A 16,331-nucleotide genomic window follows, 5' to 3' on the forward strand; every position below is an offset into this window, starting at 1 on the left:
ATGGCCGCCGACCCCGCCGAGCGCCGGGTCACCGTCACCGGCCCGCCCCGCCGCAGCCGCCGTACCTCCGGCTACTACCGCCCGCGCACCGAGATCGACGAGCAGACCACCCTCGGCCACACCTACGTCCGCTCCCTCATGCGCAGCCAACTGCGCGTCGCCCTCGTCGTGTTCGCCGTCCTCGTCCTGCTCGTCGGCCCGCTCCCGCTGGTCTTCGCCGCCGCCCCCGAGGCCCGCCGCCTGGAGTGGCTGGTGCTCGGCTTCTGCCTCTACGCCCCGCTGATCCTGCTCGCCCGCTCGTACGTGCGCCGCGCCGAACGCAACGAGGAGGACTTCGTCCGCCTCGTCGAGGACCGGTGGGACCGATGAACTCCAGCCGCGACGACGCGCGATGAACCGCGACGAGGCCAGATGAACTCCAGTTACGCCGTCCCGGCGGTCGCCCTCGTGGTCGTCGCGACCGTCCTCGTCGGCGCCTTCGGACTGCGCATCTCCCGGACCACCTCCGACTTCTACGTCGCCTCGCGCACCGTGGGCCCCCGCCTCAACGCGGCCGCGATCAGCGGCGAGTACCTCTCCGCCGCCTCCTTCCTGGGCATCGCGGGACTGGTCCTCGTGCAGGGCCCCGACATGCTCTGGTACCCGGTCGGCTACACCGCCGGCTACCTCGTGCTCCTCCTCTTCGTCGCCGCCCCACTGCGCCGCTCGGGCGCCTACACTCTCCCCGACTTCGCCGAGGCCCGGCTCGCCTCGCAGACCGTACGGCGGCTGGCCGGGGCGTTCGTCGTCGGTGTCGGCTGGCTCTACCTGCTGCCCCAGCTCCAGGGCGCCGGACTCACGCTGGCGGTCCTCACCGGCGCCCCCGACGCACTCGGCGGGCTCATCGTCGCCGTGGTCGTGGTGGCCACCGTGGCCGCCGGCGGCATGCGCAGCATCACCTTCGTGCAGGCCTTCCAGTACTGGCTGAAGCTCACCGCGCTGCTCGTCCCCGCCCTCTTCCTCGTCCTCGCCTGGCAGCGCGCCGGCGCCCCCGTCCACGCCTTCGACGAACCGGCCACCTTCCGCGCCCAGCGCCTCGTGGACGTCCAGGACACCCTCAACCTCCGGCTCGACCGCCCGCTCACGGTCACCGTCTCCGGCACGGTCGACGGCCGCCCCCTCCGGGACACCCGGGTCACCCTCCCCGAGGGAACCCACCGCATCGCCGCCGGCACCCGCCTGGCCTTCGCCAAGGGCACCCGCGTGCCGGCCACCGACAGGGGCACCAACGGCGGCATGTCCACCTCGCTCGCCGAGAGCCGCGAGGAACGCCCGCTGTACGCCACGTACGGCCTGATCCTCGCCACCTTCCTCGGCACCATGGGACTGCCGCACGTCGTCGTCCGCTTCTACACCAGCCCGCACGGCGTCGCCGCCCGCCGCACCACGGTCGCCGTCCTCGCCCTGATCGGCCTCTTCTACCTCCTGCCGCCCGTCTACGGCGCCCTGGGCCGCCTCTACACGCCCGAGCTCACCCTCACCGGCGAGACGGACGCCGCCGTCCTGCTGCTGCCCGACCGGGTGGTCGGCGGCCTCGGCGGCGACCTGCTCGGCGCGCTGGTCGCGGGCGGTGCCTTCGCCGCGTTCCTCTCCACCGCCTCCGGCCTCACCATGGCGGTCGCCGGGGTCCTCACCCAGGACGTCCTGCCGTCCCGCGGCGTACGGCACTTCAGACTCGGGACCGTCCTCGCCATGGCCGTACCGCTCGCCGCCAGCGTTCTGGTGGGCGGTCTGCCGGTCGCCGACGCCGTCGGCCTCGCCTTCGCCGTGTCCGCCTCCTCCTTCTGCCCGCTGCTGGTCCTCGGCATCTGGTGGCGTCGGCTCACCCCGCCCGGCGCGGCCGCAGGGATGCTGGCCGGCGGCGGCTCGGCGTTCTGCGCGGTGGCCGCGACGATGGCCGACCTGCCCGGCACCGGTGACCTGCACGCCCTGCTGGCCTGGCCGGCGCTCTGGTCGGTCCCGCTCGGGTTCCTCGCCATGATCCTGGTCTCCCTGGCGACCCCGGGCCGGGTGCCGCCCGGCACGGCCGCGATCCTGGCCCGCTTCCACCTGCCGGAACAGCTGCGCGCGGAGGTGAAGGCGTGACCGGGTTCCTGGCGGGCCTCCTCGTGGCCGTCCTCCCGCTCCTCGCGGCGGGCTTCTGGCTCGGCCGCCGCACCGCCCGCCCCGAGAACCTCGGCGGCCTCGGCACCCCCGTCGAGCACGCCACCTTCGAGACCCTGCACACCGCCTCCCTCGCCGCGCCCCCGCTGCGCGCCGGCCTGACCGAGGAGACCGCCCGCCGCTCGGCCCGCCGGCTGCGCACCCTGCTCGGCACCGACGCGCTCTGCCTCACCGACCACGAGAACCTGCTGGTCTGGGACGGCGTCGGCGACCACCACCGCGCCGAGATCATGGAGCGGCTCGCAGGGCCGCTGGAGTCCGGCCGCGGCGAGGCCTTCCCGCTGCACTGCGAGACCCCCGACTGTCCGGTCCGCTGGGCCGTGGTCACTCCGCTCACCGTCGACGACCGCGTGCACGGCACCCTGGTCGCCTGCGCGCCCCGCGAGTCCGCCGTGCTGGTCCGGGCGGCCGGCGAGGTCGCCCGCTGGGTCAGCGTCCAGCTGGAGCTGGCCGACCTGGACCGCTCCCGCACCCGGCTCATCGAGGCCGAGATCCGCGCCCTGCGCGCCCAGATCTCCCCGCACTTCATCTTCAACTCGCTCGCGGTGATCGCCTCGTTCGTCCGCACCGACCCCGAGCGCGCCCGCGAGCTGCTGCTGGAGTTCGCCGACTTCACCCGCTACTCGTTCCGCCGGCACGGCGACTTCACCACCCTCGCCGACGAGCTCCACGCCATCGACCACTACCTGGCACTGGTCCGGGCCCGCTTCGGCGACCGCCTCACGGTCACCCTCCAGATCGCCCCCGAGGTCCTCCCGGTGACGCTGCCCTTCCTCTGCCTCCAGCCCCTGGTCGAGAACGCCGTCAAGCACGGCCTGGAGGGCAAGACCGGCACCTGCCACATCCAGATCACCGCGCAGGACGAGGGCGCCGAGGCCCTGGTCGTCATCGAGGACGACGGCGCGGGCATGGACCCGGTGCTGCTGCGCCGCATCCTCGCGGGCGAGACGAGCCCCTCCGGCGGGATCGGCCTGTCCAACGTGGACGACCGGCTCCGCCAGGTGTACGGGGACGACCACGGGCTCGTGATCGAGACGGCGCCCGGGGCGGGGATGCGGATCACCGCGCGGCTGCCGAAGTACCAGCCCGGGGTGCACTAGCGGTCCGCGGGGCGCCGTTGGTCGGGCGCGCCGCCGTAGGGGCTGGCCGCGCAGTTCCCCGCGCCCCTACGGGGCGCTGTGTCAAGTGCTCTGGGTGACCACCATCGCCAGGGTCAGCAGGCCCAGGACCACCCAGCCGAACCAGAGCCAGCCGTTGCTGCCGAGGGCCACCGTGTAGGCCGTCACCACGACGAGGCCGCCGACGGTGAGCACCCCCATCGCCTTGGTGGCACCGTTCGAGCCGTTCGCAGAACCGGGCATCGCGACACCCTCCTCGTGGTCCGACTCCCTCCATGGTGCCCCGGTCAGCCCTCGCGTGCGTTCAAGGAGGCCAAATACGCGTTGTACGCCTCGAGCTCCTTGTCGCCGTCCCGGTCGGCGGCCCGGTCCGTGCGCCGGGCCTGGCGCTGCTCGGAGCCGTACCACTGGAACAGCAGGGCGATCAGCACCAGGACGGACGGGACCTCACTGAACGCCCAGGCGATCCCGCCGGCCGCGTTCTGGTCGGAGAGCGCGTCGATGCCGAGCGAGGCGGGCGGGTTCTTGAAGGTCCCCACCATCGGCTCCGACGCCATCATCAACGCGATGCCGAAGAACGCGTGGAACGGCATGCCCGCGAACAGCTCCAGCATCCGCATGAGATACCCCGGGCGGTGCGGCCCCGGGTCGACGCCGATGATCGGCCAGAAGAAGACGACACCGACGGCGAGGAAGTGCACCATCATCGCGATGTGCCCGGCCTTGGAGCCCATCAGGAAGTCGAACAGCGGGGTGAAGTAGAGCGCGTACAGGCTCGCGATGAACAGCGGGATGGTGAAGGCGGGGTGGGTGATGATCCGCATGTACCGGCTGTGCAGCAGGGCCAGCAGCAGCTCACGCGGCCCCTTCCGGCCCCGCCCGGCGACGGGCAGCGCGCGCAGCGCCAGGGTCATGGGGGCGCCCAGCAGGATCAGGATGGGCGACAGCATGCTGATGATCATGTGCTGCACCATGTGCACGCTGAACATGACCATCCCGTAGTCGTTCAGCCTGGTGCACATCACGAGCATGATCGTGAGCACCCCGACGACGAACGACACGGTCCGCCCCACGGACCAGGCGTCCCCGCGCCGCCACAGCCGCACCACACCCCACCCGTACAGCGCCAGCCCCGCGAGGCAGGCGACGAGAAAGAAGGGATCCGCCGACCACTCCAGCCCGCGCCCCAGCGTGAACGGCGGCAGATCCATCGTCATGCCGTGCCCGCTGTGATCCATCCGGCGGCTCCTGATTCGTGGGGGTATTTCTATCGACCCCACATTAGAACCGCGGCCGACCCAGCCTGTGAGCGGGGTGCACGATCCCTACCTAAAGGGGCGCTGGGGGTACCCCCGGCCGGAGGCTGGGGGAGGAACTGCGCGACCAGCCACAACTCACCCGCACCTGACACACGACCGCACCCCCTAGAGCACGGTCTCCGCCTCGTCGTACCGCTGCGCGGGAACCGTCTTCAGCGTCTCCACCGCCTCGGCCAACGGCACCATCACGATCTCCGTCCCCTGCAGCGCCGTCATGTGGCCGAACCTCCCCCCGTGCACCGCCTCCACCGCATGCCACCCGAACCGCGTCGCAAGGACGCGGTCGTACGCCGTCGGCGTCCCACCCCGCTGCACGTGCCCGAGGATGACCGGCCGTGCCTCCTTGCCGAGCCGCTGCTCCAGCTCGATGGAGAGCTGCCGGGCGATCCCGGCGAACCGCTCGTGGCCGTAGATGTCCTTGCCGCCCTCGTCGAAGGCCATCGTGCCCGGCTTCGGCTTGGCCCCCTCCGCCGCGACGACGATCGCGAACCGCTTGCCCGCCTCGAACCGCTCGCCGACCCGGCGAGTCAACTCGTCGATGTCGAAGGGCCGTTCGGGGACGACGATGGCGTGGGCGCCGGCCGCCATGCCGGAGTGCAGGGCGATCCAGCCGGTGTGCCGGCCCATGACCTCGACGACCAGCACCCGCTGGTGGGACTCGGCGGTGGTCTTCAGCCGGTCGAGGGCCTCCGTGGCGACCCCCACGGCCGTGTCGAAGCCGAAGGTCACGTCGGTGACAGCGATGTCGTTGTCGATGGTCTTCGGGACGCCGACGATCGGCAGGCCGGCGTCGGACATCAGCCGGGCCGCCTTCAGCGTGCCCTCACCGCCGATCGGGATGATCGCGTCGAGGCCGAGCTCGGCGACATGGCCCCTGGCCCGCTCCACGCCGTCCCGCAGATGCGAGGGCTGGACCCGGGACGATCCGAGGATGGTGCCGCCGCGGGCCAGGATGCCGGCCACGGCGTCGAGGTCGAGCTTGAGGTAGTCGCACTCCAGGAGGCCCTTCCAGCCGTCCCGGAAGCCGATGACCTCGTCGCCGTGGTCGACGACGGCGCGGTGCACGACGGACCGGATGACGGCGTTCAGGCCGGGGCAGTCGCCGCCGGACGTGAGGACACCAATGCGCATAGCCCGAAACAACCTTCTCCACGTGGGCCGGAGACCGGACCACGCTGTCCGGCTGACATCGCGGCCACCCTACCGGCGCAAGGGGGTCATTCCGTACCGGGCGTCCGCCTGCTGGACGCGCCCGCACATGTGAGCGGACACCCTGTCAGGCGGGCCCGGAACCGGCCGTTCCGAGGCAGCTCAGGCGGGCTGCTGGGCGGCCGCGATGCGCTCGTTGCGGAGCGCCTCGTACCAGCGGTCGTCGATCGGCGGCAGCGCGTTCACGTCGAGCGCCAGCTTCAGCAGCAGGTCCGCGATGAGCGGGTTGCGGGCGAGCACCGGACCGTGCATGTACGTGCCGAAGACGGTGTCGTTGTACGCGCCCTCCGTGCCGTCCCCGGTGCCGTTGCCCTTGCCCAGCTGGACCCGGGCGAAGGGGCGGGCGGTGGGGCCGAGCTGGGTGACGCCCTGGTGGTTCTCGAACCCGGTGAGCGGGGGCAGCCCGAGGCGCGGGTCGATGTCGGCGAGGACGTCACCGACGCACCGCTCGCCGGTGCCGCGCACGGTGGTCACGTCGAGCAGGCCGAGACCGGGCTCGCGCTGCCCGAGGTCGTTGATGAACTCGTGCCCGAGGATCTGGTAGCCGGCGCACACCGAGAAGACGATCGCGCCGTTCTCCACCGCCCGGTACAGGTGCCCGTCGCGGCGCAGCCGCTCGGCGGCGAGCCGCTGCGGACGGTCCTCACCGCCGCCGATCAGGTAGATGTCGCCGGAGGTCGGGATCGGCTGGTCGCTGCGCACGTCCAGCCGGGCCACGTCGAGACCGCGCTGCCGGGCCCGGCGCTCCACGACGAGCGCGTTGCCCTGGTCGCCGTAGGTGCTGAGCAGGTCGGGGTAGATCCACACCAGCCGCAGTTGGTTGTCGCTCATGAACGGTTCGTCCTTCGTGGTCAGTTGCCGACGCGGCGGCGCAGGTCCTGGAACGCGGTGTAGTTCGCGATGACCTCGATGCGGCCCGGCGGGCACATCTGGACGGCCTGGTCGAGGGAGTCGCAGACCTGGAAGTGCTGGTTCGCGACCTCGAGACGCACCGCGAGGTCCAGCTTGCGGTCGCCGAGCACGAAGATCGGGTGGCCGGTCAGGCGCGTGTAGTCGACGTCCCACAGCCAGGAGGTGTCGGTGCCGTCGGCGCCGCGGGCGTTCACGGAGAGGATGACCGGCGCCGGCGGCGGGTCGATCAGCGAGAACGTCTCCAGCCAGCCGGCCGGGTTCTTGGCGAGGAGCAGACGCAGGTCGCGCCCCTGGAACTGTACGACGTCGTAGCGTCCCGCGACGGCCTGCACCTGGTACATCCGCTCCAGGGCGACCTGCGGTGGCACTCCGAAGACGGCGGCCACGGCGGCCGAGGAGGCGGCGTTCGCCTTGTTGGCGCGGCCCGGCAGCTGCAGGTGGATCGGCCAGGCGGAGCCGTGCGGGTCGAGCACGTGGTCCCCGGAGAGCACCCAGCTCGGCGTCGGCCGCCGGAACCCGCACTCGCCGCAGAACCAGTCGTCGCCGGGCCGCTGCATCACGCCGCCGCAGGACGGGCAGGACCAGGCGTCGTCCTTCCACATCTGCCCGGCGGCGACCCAGATCACGTTGGGGGAGGAGGACGCGGCCCACACCACCAGCGGGTCGTCGCAGTTCGCCACGATGACGGCCTTCGACCCGGCCAGTCCCTCCCGCCAGTTCTCGGCGAGCATGCGGGTCTCGGCGGCGCGGTCGAGCTGGTCGCGGGAGAGGTTGAGCAGGGCGATGCACTTCGGGTCGGTGTCCCGGGCCACCCCGGCCAGGTACTTCTCGTCGACCTCGATGACGCCGAACTTGGACTCCGTGCCACCTGCCAGTGCCGACGTGATGCCGGCCGGCATGTTGGCCCCGAGCGCGTTGGAGACGACCGGACCCGCGGCCTTCAGCGCCTCGGCGATGAGCCTGGTGGTCGTCGTCTTGCCGTTCGTCGCCGAGACGAGGGTCACGTCCAGGTTCTGGGCGAGCCGGGCGAGAAGGTCGGGGTCGAGTTTGAGCGCGACCCGGCCGCCGATCACGGATCCGCTGCCGCGACCCGCTGCCCGGGACGCCGCCGCGACCGCCTTGCCCGCGGTCACGGCCAGCTTGGCCCGCGGCGTGAGCGGGTCCGAGTTGCCTGCCATCAGTTCTCGATCCTCCTTGCGTACGCGCCGCGCCTGAGCCATCCGGCAACGTGGTGTGCACCTCAGCCTATCGAGATCCATTCGCACACCCGAATTCCGGCCCATGCCTGCGCGGCGAGCAGGGGCCCATCCGAACCGTACCCTTGCGGCCATGCGACACGGTTCCATTCCGGGCGCCCACGGGCGGGTCCGGCCCCTCACCCTGCTCGGCGACCCCGTCCTGCACGCCCGCTGTGCGGAGGTCACCGAGTTCGGCCCCGAACTCTCCCGGCTCGTGGAGGACTTGTTCGCGACGATGTACGCGGCGGAGGGCGTGGGCCTGGCGGCGAACCAGGTGGGCGAGCCGCTGCGGGTGTTCGTCTTCGACTGTCCCGACGACGAGGACGTCCGCCACCTGGGTCACGTCGTGAACCCCCGCCTGGTGACCGCGGACGGCGTGACCCTCCGCGGCCCGGAGGGCTGCCTGTCCCTGCCGGGCCTGGAGGCGGGCACGGAACGCCACGACCACGCGGTGGTGGAGGGCTTCACGGCGACGGGCGAGCCGATCACGATCCACGGCACGGGCTTCTTCGCGAGATGCCTCCAGCACGAGACCGACCACCTGGAGGGCCGCGTGTACGCCGACCACGTGACGGGCTGGCGCAGGCGCAAGCTGATGCGCCAGGTGGCGAAGTCCTCTTGGCGCCGGTGAGGAGAGATACCTAGGGGCGCGGGGCTGTATTCGATGTGCGGCTACCGCCGGGTGGGCGCGACAAGCCCCCACCGGCGGCCAGCCGAAACTCGACCCTCAGAACCCCGGACCGCCGATCTTGTCCCCGGCCGCAGCGAGCCGCCCCCACAAAAGGTCCGCGAGACTCTTCACGAGTTCCGCACGAGAACAGGGCCGTTCCCCCAGCCACCAGTCACCCGCGGCATGCATCATCCCGACGATCCCGTGCCCCCACACCCGCGCCAGCTGCTGGCTCCCGGGCCCGAGATCCAGCCGGTCCTCGATGACCTGCGCCAGCTCCTCGCCCATCCGCCGCAGCAGCGGAGCCGAGTGCTTCCCCACGTCGAACCCCTGGTCGGCCCCCGTGCCGCCCTCCGCGGGATGCATCAGGAACCGGTACACCTGAGGCCGCGCCTCGATCGCCGCGAGGTACGTGTCCAGGGTCGCCTCGACGCGCTCACGGCGCTCCGCCGGAGCGTCCAGCGCAGCCCGCAACGAGTTCAGCAGCGCGTCCGTGTGCCGCTTGGCCAGTGCCGCGTACAGCCCGCTCTTGTCGCCGAAGTGGCGGTAGAGGATGGGTTTGGTGATGCCCGCCTCCGCCGCGATGGCGTTCATGGAAGCCTGTGGGCCGTCGCGCAGCACCACCCGGTCGGCGGCTTCCAGCAGCTCGCGCCGTCGGCGGTCGGCGGACCGTTGCTGTTCGGTCCGCTGCGTGGTGTCCATGTGCTCTCCCCACCCCGTGCTCTTTTCGGTGACGCCTGCGCAAACTAACACCTGACAGCCATCTGCTCTCGAACTGGCTGCCGAGGTGACCTTGGGAGTTGACTTTTCCTACCGACGAGTAACAGACTCGGGTTACCGCTAGTAACACATTATGCGCCGCCGCTGGAGGGGTCATGGCCGAGTTCACCATGGAACTCAACGACGAACAGAAGGAGGTCCGGGACTGGCTGCACGGTTTCGCCGCCGACGTCATCCGTCCCGCGGCAGCCGAATGGGACGAGCGTGAGGAGACTCCCTGGCCGGTCATCCAGGAGGCCGCGAAGGTCGGCATCTACTCCCTGGACTTCTACGCCCAGCAGTACTTCGACCCCACCGGCCTCGGTATCCCGATGGCCATGGAGGAGCTGTTCTGGGGTGACGCGGGCATCGCCCTGTCCATCGTGGGCACGGGCCTCGCCGCCGTCGGCGTCCTCGCCAACGGCACCGAGGAGCAGATCGGCACCTGGATCCCCCAGATGTACGGCGACACCAACGACGTCAAGGTCGCCGCGTTCTGCTCCTCCGAGCCCGACGCCGGCTCCGACGTGGCCTCCATGCGCACCCGGGCCGTCTACGACGAGGCCAAGGACGAGTGGGTGCTCAACGGCACCAAGACCTGGGCGACCAACGGCGGCATCGCCAACGTCCACGTCGTCGTCGCGGTCGTCGACCCGGAGCTCGGCTCCAAGGGCCACGCCTCCTTCATCGTCCCGCCGGGGACGCCCGGGCTGTCCCAGGGCCAGAAGTTCAAGAAGCACGGGATCCGGGCCTCGCACACCGCCGAGGTCGTCCTGGACAACGCCCGGGTGCCCGGGTCCTGCCTGCTCGGCGGCAAGGAGAAACTGGACGAGCGCCTCGCCCGGGCCCGGGAGCGGGCGAAGTCGGGCGGTGAGCGCGTGAAGAACGCGGCGATGGCCACGTTCGAGGCCTCGCGGCCCGCCGTCGGTGCGATGGCCGTCGGTACGGCACGCGCCGCCTACGAGGTCGCCCTCGACTACGCCGTGACCCGGGAGCAGTTCGGGCGGCCGATCATCGACAACCAGGGCGTGGCGTTCCAGCTCGCCGACATGCGGACGGCCGTCGACGCGGCCCGGCTGCTGGTGTGGCGGGCGTCCTGGATGGCGGTGAACGGGAAGCCGTTCACCGCGGCCGAGGGGTCGATGTCGAAGCTGTTCGCGAGCGAGACGGCGAAGAAGGTGACGGCCCAGGCGATCCAGATCCTGGGCGGGAACGGGTACACGCGGGAGTATCCGGTGGAGCGGATGCACCGGGACGCGGCGATCTACACAATCTTCGAGGGGACGAGCGAGATCCAGCGGCTGGTGATCGCCCGTACCTTGTCGGGGAAGCCGATCCGGTAGCGCCGTGGGGGTGCGGGTGCGTCGCGGGCCGGCCGTGCGTGGGGGTTGCTCGCGCCCACGCGGCGGAGCCGCATGTCGACAACGCCCCGCGCCCCCGAACGCGTGGGCACAGTCACCGGTGCTTCAGAGGTGTCAGTTGCTCGATGTCGTAGCGCTTGCGGAGGATCTCGATCGCCTCGTGGTCCGGGGGGCCGCCGCTGCCCAGGATCTCCAGGAGCTCCTCGAAGTAGCGCTCGTGGTCGGGTGGCGGTGAGGACTGGAAGAACATCCGCGCGGGGGCTTCCGTCGGGTTGGCGAAGGCGTGCGGGCAGCCGGGAGGTACGGCGATCAGCGTGCCCGGGGTCGCCCGTACCACCCTCGTGCCCGAACTCGACTCCCACTTCTGCCAGTTGTCAGGAGTGCGGATGCGTGGCTCGAAGGCGAGGACGTCCAGCTCGCCTTCGAGGACGTAGAACAGCTCCTCGCTGCGGGTGTGCACATGGGCGCCCACGTCGAAGCCCGGCGGGACGTCCACCTCGAAGGTGGAGGCCATCCGCGAGTGCGTTCCCGTCACCTTGAAGGTGACGCGCTGGGCCGGCGTGTGGACCACGCGCCCGTGTCCTGGCGGGACGAGGAGTCCCTCGGCTGTCGTCATGGGCTACTCACCAGGTCACCGGTAGTGCTTCGGGTCCCCGGATCAGCGCGCCCTTTCTGAAGGGCACCTGCTCCGGAGGAACGGCGAGCCGCAGCCCGGGCAGCCGGTCGAGCAGGGCGTCGACGAGGAGTTCCTCCTCCAGCCTGCCGAGCTGGCCGCCGGGGCAGTAGTGCGGGCCGAACCCGAAGGAGACGTGTGGGTTGGGACTGCGGGTGAAGTCGATCGTCTCGGGGTCCGGGAAGACGTCCGGGTCGCGGTTGGCGGCCAGGTACGAGACGTAGACCGCGTCGCCCGCGCGGATCCGTACGCCCTTGATCTCCACGTCCCGCGTGGCGATCCGGGACAGCCCGACCGCGCTGCGGTGCGGGATCCAGCGCAGCAGCTCGTCGATCGCCCGGGGGCGGATCGCCGGCTCGGTGCGCAGCCGGTCGAGGAGGTCGGGGCGGGTCAGCAGCAGGTAGAGCATCTGCCCGCTGTTGTTGGTGACCGCCTCGCCGCCGATCTGGAGGAGGACGGCGAGACCGACGGCCTCCTCCAGCGCGACCTCGCCGCGGCCCACGGCGGCGCCCAGCAGCGAGCACACGTCCTCGCCCGTGCTGTTCTCACGCAGCTCGATGAGGTCGGCGAAGTAGGCGCTCATCTCGCGCTTGGCCTTCTCGCTGACCTCCTTGCCGTGGCTGGAGGACAGGATCAGCTGGGTCCAGATGTGCATGGTGTGCCGGTCGGCGGCCGGTACGCCCATCACCTCGCAGATCACCGCGATGGGGAACGGGCTCAGCACCGTCGCCGTGAGATCGGCGGGCGGGCCGTCCCGGACCAGCTCGTCGACGATCTCGTCCAGCATCAGGCGGGCCTTGTCCCGGACCCGCTCCACGCCCTTGGAGGTGAGCGCGGGGGCCACCGTGCGGCGCAGCCGCGTGTGGTCGGGCGGATCCAGGAAGCCGACCGCGCCGCGGTCCGGGATGAAGTGCGGGGCGAGCCGGGTGACCGGCTGCGCCATCACCGCCGCACGGCTGAACCGGGGGTCGTTGGCCACCATCCGCACGTCGTCGTACCGGGTGACCAGCCACGCCCAGCCCTCGCCGTTGGGAAGCCGGATCCGGGTGACCGGACCCTCCCGCATCAGCTCGGCCAGGGTGGGGTCGAATTCCAACCCCGCCAGGTCCGGCACCTCCCAGTGCCGGACCTGCCAGGCGGCCTCACCGGTGGCCGCGCAGGTGGCCGCGCCGGCGGCCTCCCCGGCGGCCTCACCGGCGGGGTCGAGCGGTTCGGTGAGCGCCATCTCTATCGCGCCGCCTCTCCGCCCCGACGCCGCCAGCGACCCAACGACATCTCCGCGGTGATGCCGGGACCGAACCCGGCCAGCAGGCCGCGCGCCTGGTGCTCGGCGCCGCCCTCGTCGAACATCCGGCGCAGCGCGTCCAGGACGACGGCGCTCGCGATGTTGCCGTACTCGGTGAGCGTGGACCGGCTGAACCGGAAGGCGTGCGGATCGACCTGGAGGAACTTGCTCAGGTCGTCCAGGATTCGCGGCCCGCCCGCGTGGACTATGTAGAAGTCCAGGTCGGACGCGTCCCAGCCGTGCAGCCCCGCCAGGTCCTGGAGGGCCGGCGCCAACGGCTCCATGGTCGCCGGGACCCGCTTGTCCAGCAGGAAGTGGAACCCGGTGGCCCGCACGTCGTACATGATCCACTCTTCGGTCTTCGGGATCAGGTACGAGCCGTTGCGTTCGAGTTCGACGCCCGTGCCGCCCTGGCCGCGGACCACGGCGGCGGCGATGCCGTCACCGAAGAGGCCGTTGGAGAGCAGCGAGCCGACGCCGAGGTCGGTCGGCTGGTAGCACAGCGAGCAGAACTCGCAGGCCACGATGAGGGCGTTGGCGTTCGGGTACGCCGAGCAGAAGTCGTGTGCCCGGTTGATCGCCGCTCCGCCGGCCGCGCAGCCGAGCTGCGCGATGGGGATCTGGCGGGTGGTGGAGTCGAAGTCCATCTCGTTGATCAGCCAGGCCGTGAGCGACGGCATCATGAAGCCCGTGCACGAGACGTAGATGATCACGTCGATGTCGGTGGTGAGCAGTTCGGCCTCGTCGAGCGCCCGCTGGATGACTGCGGGGACCCGGGCCTTGGCCTCGGTCTCGTAGAGCTTGTTGCGCTCCTCGAAGCCGGGGTGCTTCAGGGTTTCCTCGATCGGCTGCACGATGTGCCGGGTGCGTACGCCCGTGTTCTCGATCAGTCTCAGCGCCAGTGGCAGCTGCGGGTGGTTCTCGTGGTGGGAGCGCGCCAGTTCCAGCGTCTCCTCCATCGTGATCACGTACTCCGGGACCGACACTGAGGGTTTGCACAAAGTCGCCATGAACCGTGCCTGCTTTCAGCCTTCCGGCGGGTTTGGCCCGACCGGTCAGAGAGGTGGTTCACCTCAGGAGGTGGTTCCTTCACGATCACCCTTGAGGGCGACGATCTCTCGCCGGACTACTCCGAACCGGTGACCCCGTGTCAGGGTCGGAGCAGCACAGAGCTATCCCGGACGAGGAGGACGCGATGCCCGGCAAGGCCGCGGAAATGCTGGAAACGACCAGGTCAGAGGTTGCCCCGGACCCGAACACCAATCCGTTGGTCCCCCTCGTCGCCGGCGGCCGGGCGAGTCTGGAGACACTCGCCGCACTGGCCCTGGAACAACACCGCGTGATCCCCGCCGACCGGCGCGCGTTCCTGCATCTGGCGCAGCGCGCCTCCGGGGACCCGGCGGCCGCCGGGTTCTTCACGCTGCTGGCCGAGGGCGAGGAGCTGGCGGCGGAGCGGCTGGGCGCGTTCACCGAGGCGTGCGGGGTGGATGCCGAGCGCATGCAGGCGTACGTCCCCCTGCCGGGCTGCCAGGCGTACCCGGCGTACATCTCCTGGCTGGCCCTCAACGCGGTCCCGGCGGACGCAGTCCTGGCCATCACGGCCAACTTCGCGACGTGGGGCACGTATTGCGCGGCCATCGCGCAGGGCCTGCGCACCCACTACGGCTTCACCGACGAGGCCTGCGCCTTCTTCGACCTCTTCGCCGAACCAGCCCCGGCCCTGGACGAGCAGGCGGAGGCAGCAGTACAGGCGGGACTGGACTCAGGCCGCCTGGACGAGAGGCGCGTGTACACGTACGGCCGCCTGCTCCAGGCATACGAGGAGATGTTCTGGAGCGCGCTCAGCTGATTGCTTTCAGGGGCGCTGGGGGTACCCCCGGCCGAAGGCTGGGGGAGGAACTGCGCGAGCAACCACGAACCACCCGCACCCGCCGAACGCCCCCTACTCCCCACTGCTGTGGGCGATACAGGCCACGTCGATCCGATCAGCGAGCTTCGCGAGCTCGATGGTCAGTGCAGCCACCGTGTCCTCGTCCAGCCCACCCTCGTCGGCCTCCACCAGACGCAGCCACCGTGCCCCCAACGTCCGCAACAACTTACTCACGTCGGCCGCGGCCACCTGCAAGGTCCCGCGGTCGTCGACGATCAGAGGCAAGGTCACTTCGCGGTTCACACTCGGGATCGTAGTCGTGCAACCGTCACGCACCCTGCCAAACGGTCGTGATGTTGCAGAACTCCCGGATTCCGTGCCCGGACAGCTCACGGCCGTATCCGGACCGCTTCACCCCGCCGAACGGAAACGCCGGGTGGGAGGCGGTCATGCCGTTGACGAACACGCCGCCTGCCTCCAGATCCCGTACGAACCGGTCCACCTCGGCCTCGTCCCGCGTCCACACGTTCGAACTCAGTCCGAAGGGCGAGTCGTTGGCGATGAGGATCGCCTCGTCCAGGTCCCCGGCCCGGTACAGCGTGGCCACCGGCCCGAACGCCTCCTCGCGGTGGATGCGCATGTCGCGGTGGATCCCGGCGAGGACGGTCGGCGGGTAGTACCAGCCGGGTCCGTCCGGCCGCTCCCCGCCGCACAGCACCTGGGCACCCGACCGCTTCGCGTCCTCGACCAGCTCCTCCAGGTCCTTGCGCCCCTGCTCGCTGGCGAGCGGCCCGACGTCCGTCGCCTCGTCCATCGGGTCGCCCGTGCGCAGCGCCGCCATGCCCGCCACGAACTTCTCGGCGAACGCGTCGTAGACGTCCGTGTGCACGATGAACCGCTTCGCCGCGATGCACGACTGCCCGTTGTTCTGCACGCGCGCCGTCACCGCGATCTGTGCGGCGCGGTCGACGTCCGCCGAGGGCATCACCACGTACGGGTCGCTGCCGCCCAGTTCCAGGACCGTCTTCTTGATCATCTCGCCGGCGGTGGCGGCGACCGCGCGGCCCGCGGGCTCGCTGCCGGTGAGCGTCGCCGCCCGCACCCGCTCGTCGCGCAGGATGTCGTCGACCGCGCCGGAGCCGATCAGCAGGGTCTGGAAGCAGCCCTCGGTGAAGCCGGCCCGGTGGAACAGGTCCTCCAGGTACAGGGCCGTCTGCGGGACGTTGGACGCGTGCTTGAGCAGGCCCACGTTGCCCGCCATCAGCGCGGGCGCGGCGAAGCGGACCACCTGCCAGAGCGGGAAGTTCCACGGCATCACGGCGAGCACCGGCCCGATCGGGCGGTAGCGCACCCGCACCCGGGACGCGCCCGAGTCCTTCACGTCCGTGTCCGCCGGCTCCTCGTCGGCCAGCAGCTCCTCCGCGTGGTCGGCGTACCAGTGCATCGCCTTCGCGCACTTGGCGGCCTCCGCGCGGGCCTGCTTCAGCGGCTTGCCCATCTCGGTGGTCATGGTGCGCGCGATGTCGTCCCGGTCGGCGTCCAGCAGGCCGGCGGCGGCGTGCAGCAGCCGGGCGCGCTCGGCGAAGGTGGTGGTGCGGTACGTGCGGAACGTCGCCTCGGCGAGTTCGAGCCGGCGTTCGAGCTCGTCCTCGTCCATGGGCTCGAACGTTTCGAGCGTCTCGCCGTTCGCCGGGTTGACCGTCGCGATGGGCATG

Annotated in this window: 17 protein-coding genes; 6 read left to right on the forward strand and 11 right to left on the reverse strand. The window is 71.1% G+C overall.

All coding sequences use genetic code 11. From position 1 onward, the window contains the following. The 3 genes from ACFY0K_RS00435 to ACFY0K_RS00445 are packed head-to-tail and all read left to right on the forward strand — an operon-like array spanning position 1 to position 3,302. The gene (locus ACFY0K_RS00435; RefSeq protein ID WP_390637897.1) at positions 1–369 is read left to right on the forward strand and encodes a hypothetical protein; all 369 of its coding nucleotides are present in this window, start codon (positions 1–3) and stop codon (positions 367–369) included. Positions 370–411: 42 nt separating this feature from the next. Further along, the gene (locus ACFY0K_RS00440) at positions 412–2,124 is read left to right on the forward strand and encodes a cation acetate symporter (RefSeq protein WP_390637898.1); all 1,713 of its coding nucleotides are present in this window, start codon (positions 412–414) and stop codon (positions 2,122–2,124) included. Beyond that, positions 2,121–3,302 carry a sensor histidine kinase gene (locus ACFY0K_RS00445; RefSeq protein WP_390637899.1) on the forward strand — a complete coding sequence of 394 codons (1,182 nt, stop codon included), beginning with the start codon at positions 2,121–2,123 and terminating at the stop codon, positions 3,300–3,302. Before ACFY0K_RS00440 ends, ACFY0K_RS00445 begins: the two co-directional genes overlap by 4 nt. An 81-nt stretch (positions 3,303–3,383) precedes the next feature. Here ACFY0K_RS00445 and ACFY0K_RS00450 read toward each other — a convergent pair whose 3' ends face one another. The 5 genes from ACFY0K_RS00450 to ACFY0K_RS00470 form a co-directional block, all read right to left on the reverse strand. Next, complete coding sequence (locus tag ACFY0K_RS00450; protein ID WP_351955663.1) at positions 3,384–3,563, reverse strand: hypothetical protein; 180 nt, start codon at positions 3,561–3,563, stop codon at positions 3,384–3,386. Between the two features lie 44 nt (positions 3,564–3,607). Continuing rightward, on the reverse strand, positions 3,608–4,558 hold the full coding sequence (locus ACFY0K_RS00455) for a cytochrome c oxidase assembly protein (protein ID WP_390637900.1): 951 nt from the start codon (positions 4,556–4,558) through the stop codon (positions 3,608–3,610). A gap of 186 nt (positions 4,559–4,744) precedes the next feature. After that, complete coding sequence (locus ACFY0K_RS00460; protein WP_390637901.1) at positions 4,745–5,770, reverse strand: 6-phosphofructokinase; 1,026 nt, start codon at positions 5,768–5,770, stop codon at positions 4,745–4,747. A gap of 180 nt (positions 5,771–5,950) precedes the next feature. Further along, positions 5,951–6,679: a type 1 glutamine amidotransferase gene (locus ACFY0K_RS00465; protein ID WP_382724809.1), complete on the reverse strand. Its 729-nt coding sequence runs from the start codon at positions 6,677–6,679 to the stop codon at positions 5,951–5,953. Positions 6,680–6,699: 20 nt separating this feature from the next. Further along, positions 6,700–7,938, reverse strand: coding sequence for a MurT ligase domain-containing protein (locus tag ACFY0K_RS00470; RefSeq protein ID WP_390637902.1), 1,239 nt, complete (start codon positions 7,936–7,938; stop codon positions 6,700–6,702). A 151-nt stretch (positions 7,939–8,089) separates the two neighbouring features. On the opposite strand from ACFY0K_RS00470, the gene def reads away from it, so the two are divergent. Next, positions 8,090–8,629, forward strand: coding sequence for a peptide deformylase (def, locus tag ACFY0K_RS00475; protein ID WP_390637903.1), 540 nt, complete (start codon positions 8,090–8,092; stop codon positions 8,627–8,629). A 96-nt stretch (positions 8,630–8,725) separates the two neighbouring features. Here def and ACFY0K_RS00480 read toward each other — a convergent pair whose 3' ends face one another. Next, a complete protein-coding gene (locus tag ACFY0K_RS00480) occupies positions 8,726–9,370 on the reverse strand; it encodes a TetR family transcriptional regulator (protein WP_093505920.1) in 645 nt (214 codons plus the stop codon). Positions 9,371–9,543: 173 nt separating this feature from the next. On the opposite strand from ACFY0K_RS00480, the gene ACFY0K_RS00485 reads away from it, so the two are divergent. Beyond that, on the forward strand, positions 9,544–10,770 hold the full coding sequence (locus tag ACFY0K_RS00485; protein ID WP_351955657.1) for an acyl-CoA dehydrogenase family protein: 1,227 nt from the start codon (positions 9,544–9,546) through the stop codon (positions 10,768–10,770). Between the two features lie 112 nt (positions 10,771–10,882). Here the strand turns inward: ACFY0K_RS00485 and ACFY0K_RS00490 are convergent, their stop codons facing one another. The 3 genes from ACFY0K_RS00490 to ACFY0K_RS00500 are packed head-to-tail and all read right to left on the reverse strand — an operon-like array spanning position 10,883 to position 13,756. After that, entirely contained in the window at positions 10,883–11,404 is a 522-nt protein-coding gene (locus tag ACFY0K_RS00490) for a cupin domain-containing protein (protein WP_390637904.1), read from the reverse strand. A gap of 7 nt (positions 11,405–11,411) precedes the next feature. Further along, entirely contained in the window at positions 11,412–12,686 is a 1,275-nt protein-coding gene (locus tag ACFY0K_RS00495; protein WP_390637905.1) for a cytochrome P450, read from the reverse strand. A gap of 2 nt (positions 12,687–12,688) precedes the next feature. Continuing rightward, positions 12,689–13,756, reverse strand: a complete 1,068-nt coding sequence (locus ACFY0K_RS00500) for a type III polyketide synthase (protein ID WP_390637906.1) — start codon at positions 13,754–13,756, stop codon at positions 12,689–12,691. Between the two features lie 185 nt (positions 13,757–13,941). On the opposite strand from ACFY0K_RS00500, the gene ACFY0K_RS00505 reads away from it, so the two are divergent. Beyond that, positions 13,942–14,595 carry a transcriptional regulator gene (locus ACFY0K_RS00505; RefSeq protein WP_390637907.1) on the forward strand — a complete coding sequence of 218 codons (654 nt, stop codon included), beginning with the start codon at positions 13,942–13,944 and terminating at the stop codon, positions 14,593–14,595. Positions 14,596–14,688: 93 nt separating this feature from the next. Here the strand turns inward: ACFY0K_RS00505 and ACFY0K_RS00510 are convergent, their stop codons facing one another. Together ACFY0K_RS00510 and ACFY0K_RS00515 are read right to left on the reverse strand one after the other, a co-directional pair. Beyond that, positions 14,689–14,919, reverse strand: coding sequence for a DUF6213 family protein (locus ACFY0K_RS00510; RefSeq protein WP_089105419.1), 231 nt, complete (start codon positions 14,917–14,919; stop codon positions 14,689–14,691). 25 nt (positions 14,920–14,944) lie between these two features. Further along, positions 14,945–16,330, reverse strand: coding sequence for an NADP-dependent succinic semialdehyde dehydrogenase (locus ACFY0K_RS00515; RefSeq protein WP_390637908.1), 1,386 nt, complete (start codon positions 16,328–16,330; stop codon positions 14,945–14,947). Position 16,331 lies beyond the last annotated feature (1 nt).

This window comes from Streptomyces sp. NPDC001507 (assembly GCF_042894765.1).
In the GTDB taxonomy this organism is placed as follows: domain Bacteria; phylum Actinomycetota; class Actinomycetes; order Streptomycetales; family Streptomycetaceae; genus Streptomyces.

Excerpts from the sequence above, each read along its gene's own strand:
- ACFY0K_RS00435 (WP_390637897.1), top strand. The coding sequence starts at position 1 with ATGGCCGCCGACCCCGCCGAGCGCCGGGTCACCGTCACCGGCCCGCCC.
- ACFY0K_RS00460 (WP_390637901.1), bottom strand. The coding sequence starts at position 5,770 with ATGCGCATTGGTGTCCTCACGTCCGGCGGCGACTGCCCCGGCCTGAAC.
- ACFY0K_RS00465 (WP_382724809.1), bottom strand. The coding sequence starts at position 6,679 with ATGAGCGACAACCAACTGCGGCTGGTGTGGATCTACCCCGACCTGCTC.
- ACFY0K_RS00490 (WP_390637904.1), bottom strand. The coding sequence starts at position 11,404 with ATGACGACAGCCGAGGGACTCCTCGTCCCGCCAGGACACGGGCGCGTG.
- ACFY0K_RS00515 (WP_390637908.1), bottom strand. The coding sequence starts at position 16,330 with ATGCCCATCGCGACGGTCAACCCGGCGAACGGCGAGACGCTCGAAACG.
- ACFY0K_RS00455 (WP_390637900.1), bottom strand. The coding sequence starts at position 4,558 with ATGGATCACAGCGGGCACGGCATGACGATGGATCTGCCGCCGTTCACG.
- ACFY0K_RS00495 (WP_390637905.1), bottom strand. The coding sequence starts at position 12,686 with ATGGCGCTCACCGAACCGCTCGACCCCGCCGGTGAGGCCGCCGGGGAG.
- ACFY0K_RS00485 (WP_351955657.1), top strand. The coding sequence starts at position 9,544 with ATGGCCGAGTTCACCATGGAACTCAACGACGAACAGAAGGAGGTCCGG.
- ACFY0K_RS00500 (WP_390637906.1), bottom strand. The coding sequence starts at position 13,756 with ATGGCGACTTTGTGCAAACCCTCAGTGTCGGTCCCGGAGTACGTGATC.
- ACFY0K_RS00505 (WP_390637907.1), top strand. The coding sequence starts at position 13,942 with ATGCCCGGCAAGGCCGCGGAAATGCTGGAAACGACCAGGTCAGAGGTT.
- ACFY0K_RS00480 (WP_093505920.1), bottom strand. The coding sequence starts at position 9,370 with ATGGACACCACGCAGCGGACCGAACAGCAACGGTCCGCCGACCGCCGA.
- ACFY0K_RS00470 (WP_390637902.1), bottom strand. The coding sequence starts at position 7,938 with ATGGCAGGCAACTCGGACCCGCTCACGCCGCGGGCCAAGCTGGCCGTG.
- ACFY0K_RS00450 (WP_351955663.1), bottom strand. The coding sequence starts at position 3,563 with ATGCCCGGTTCTGCGAACGGCTCGAACGGTGCCACCAAGGCGATGGGG.
- ACFY0K_RS00440 (WP_390637898.1), top strand. The coding sequence starts at position 412 with ATGAACTCCAGTTACGCCGTCCCGGCGGTCGCCCTCGTGGTCGTCGCG.
- def (WP_390637903.1), top strand. The coding sequence starts at position 8,090 with ATGCGACACGGTTCCATTCCGGGCGCCCACGGGCGGGTCCGGCCCCTC.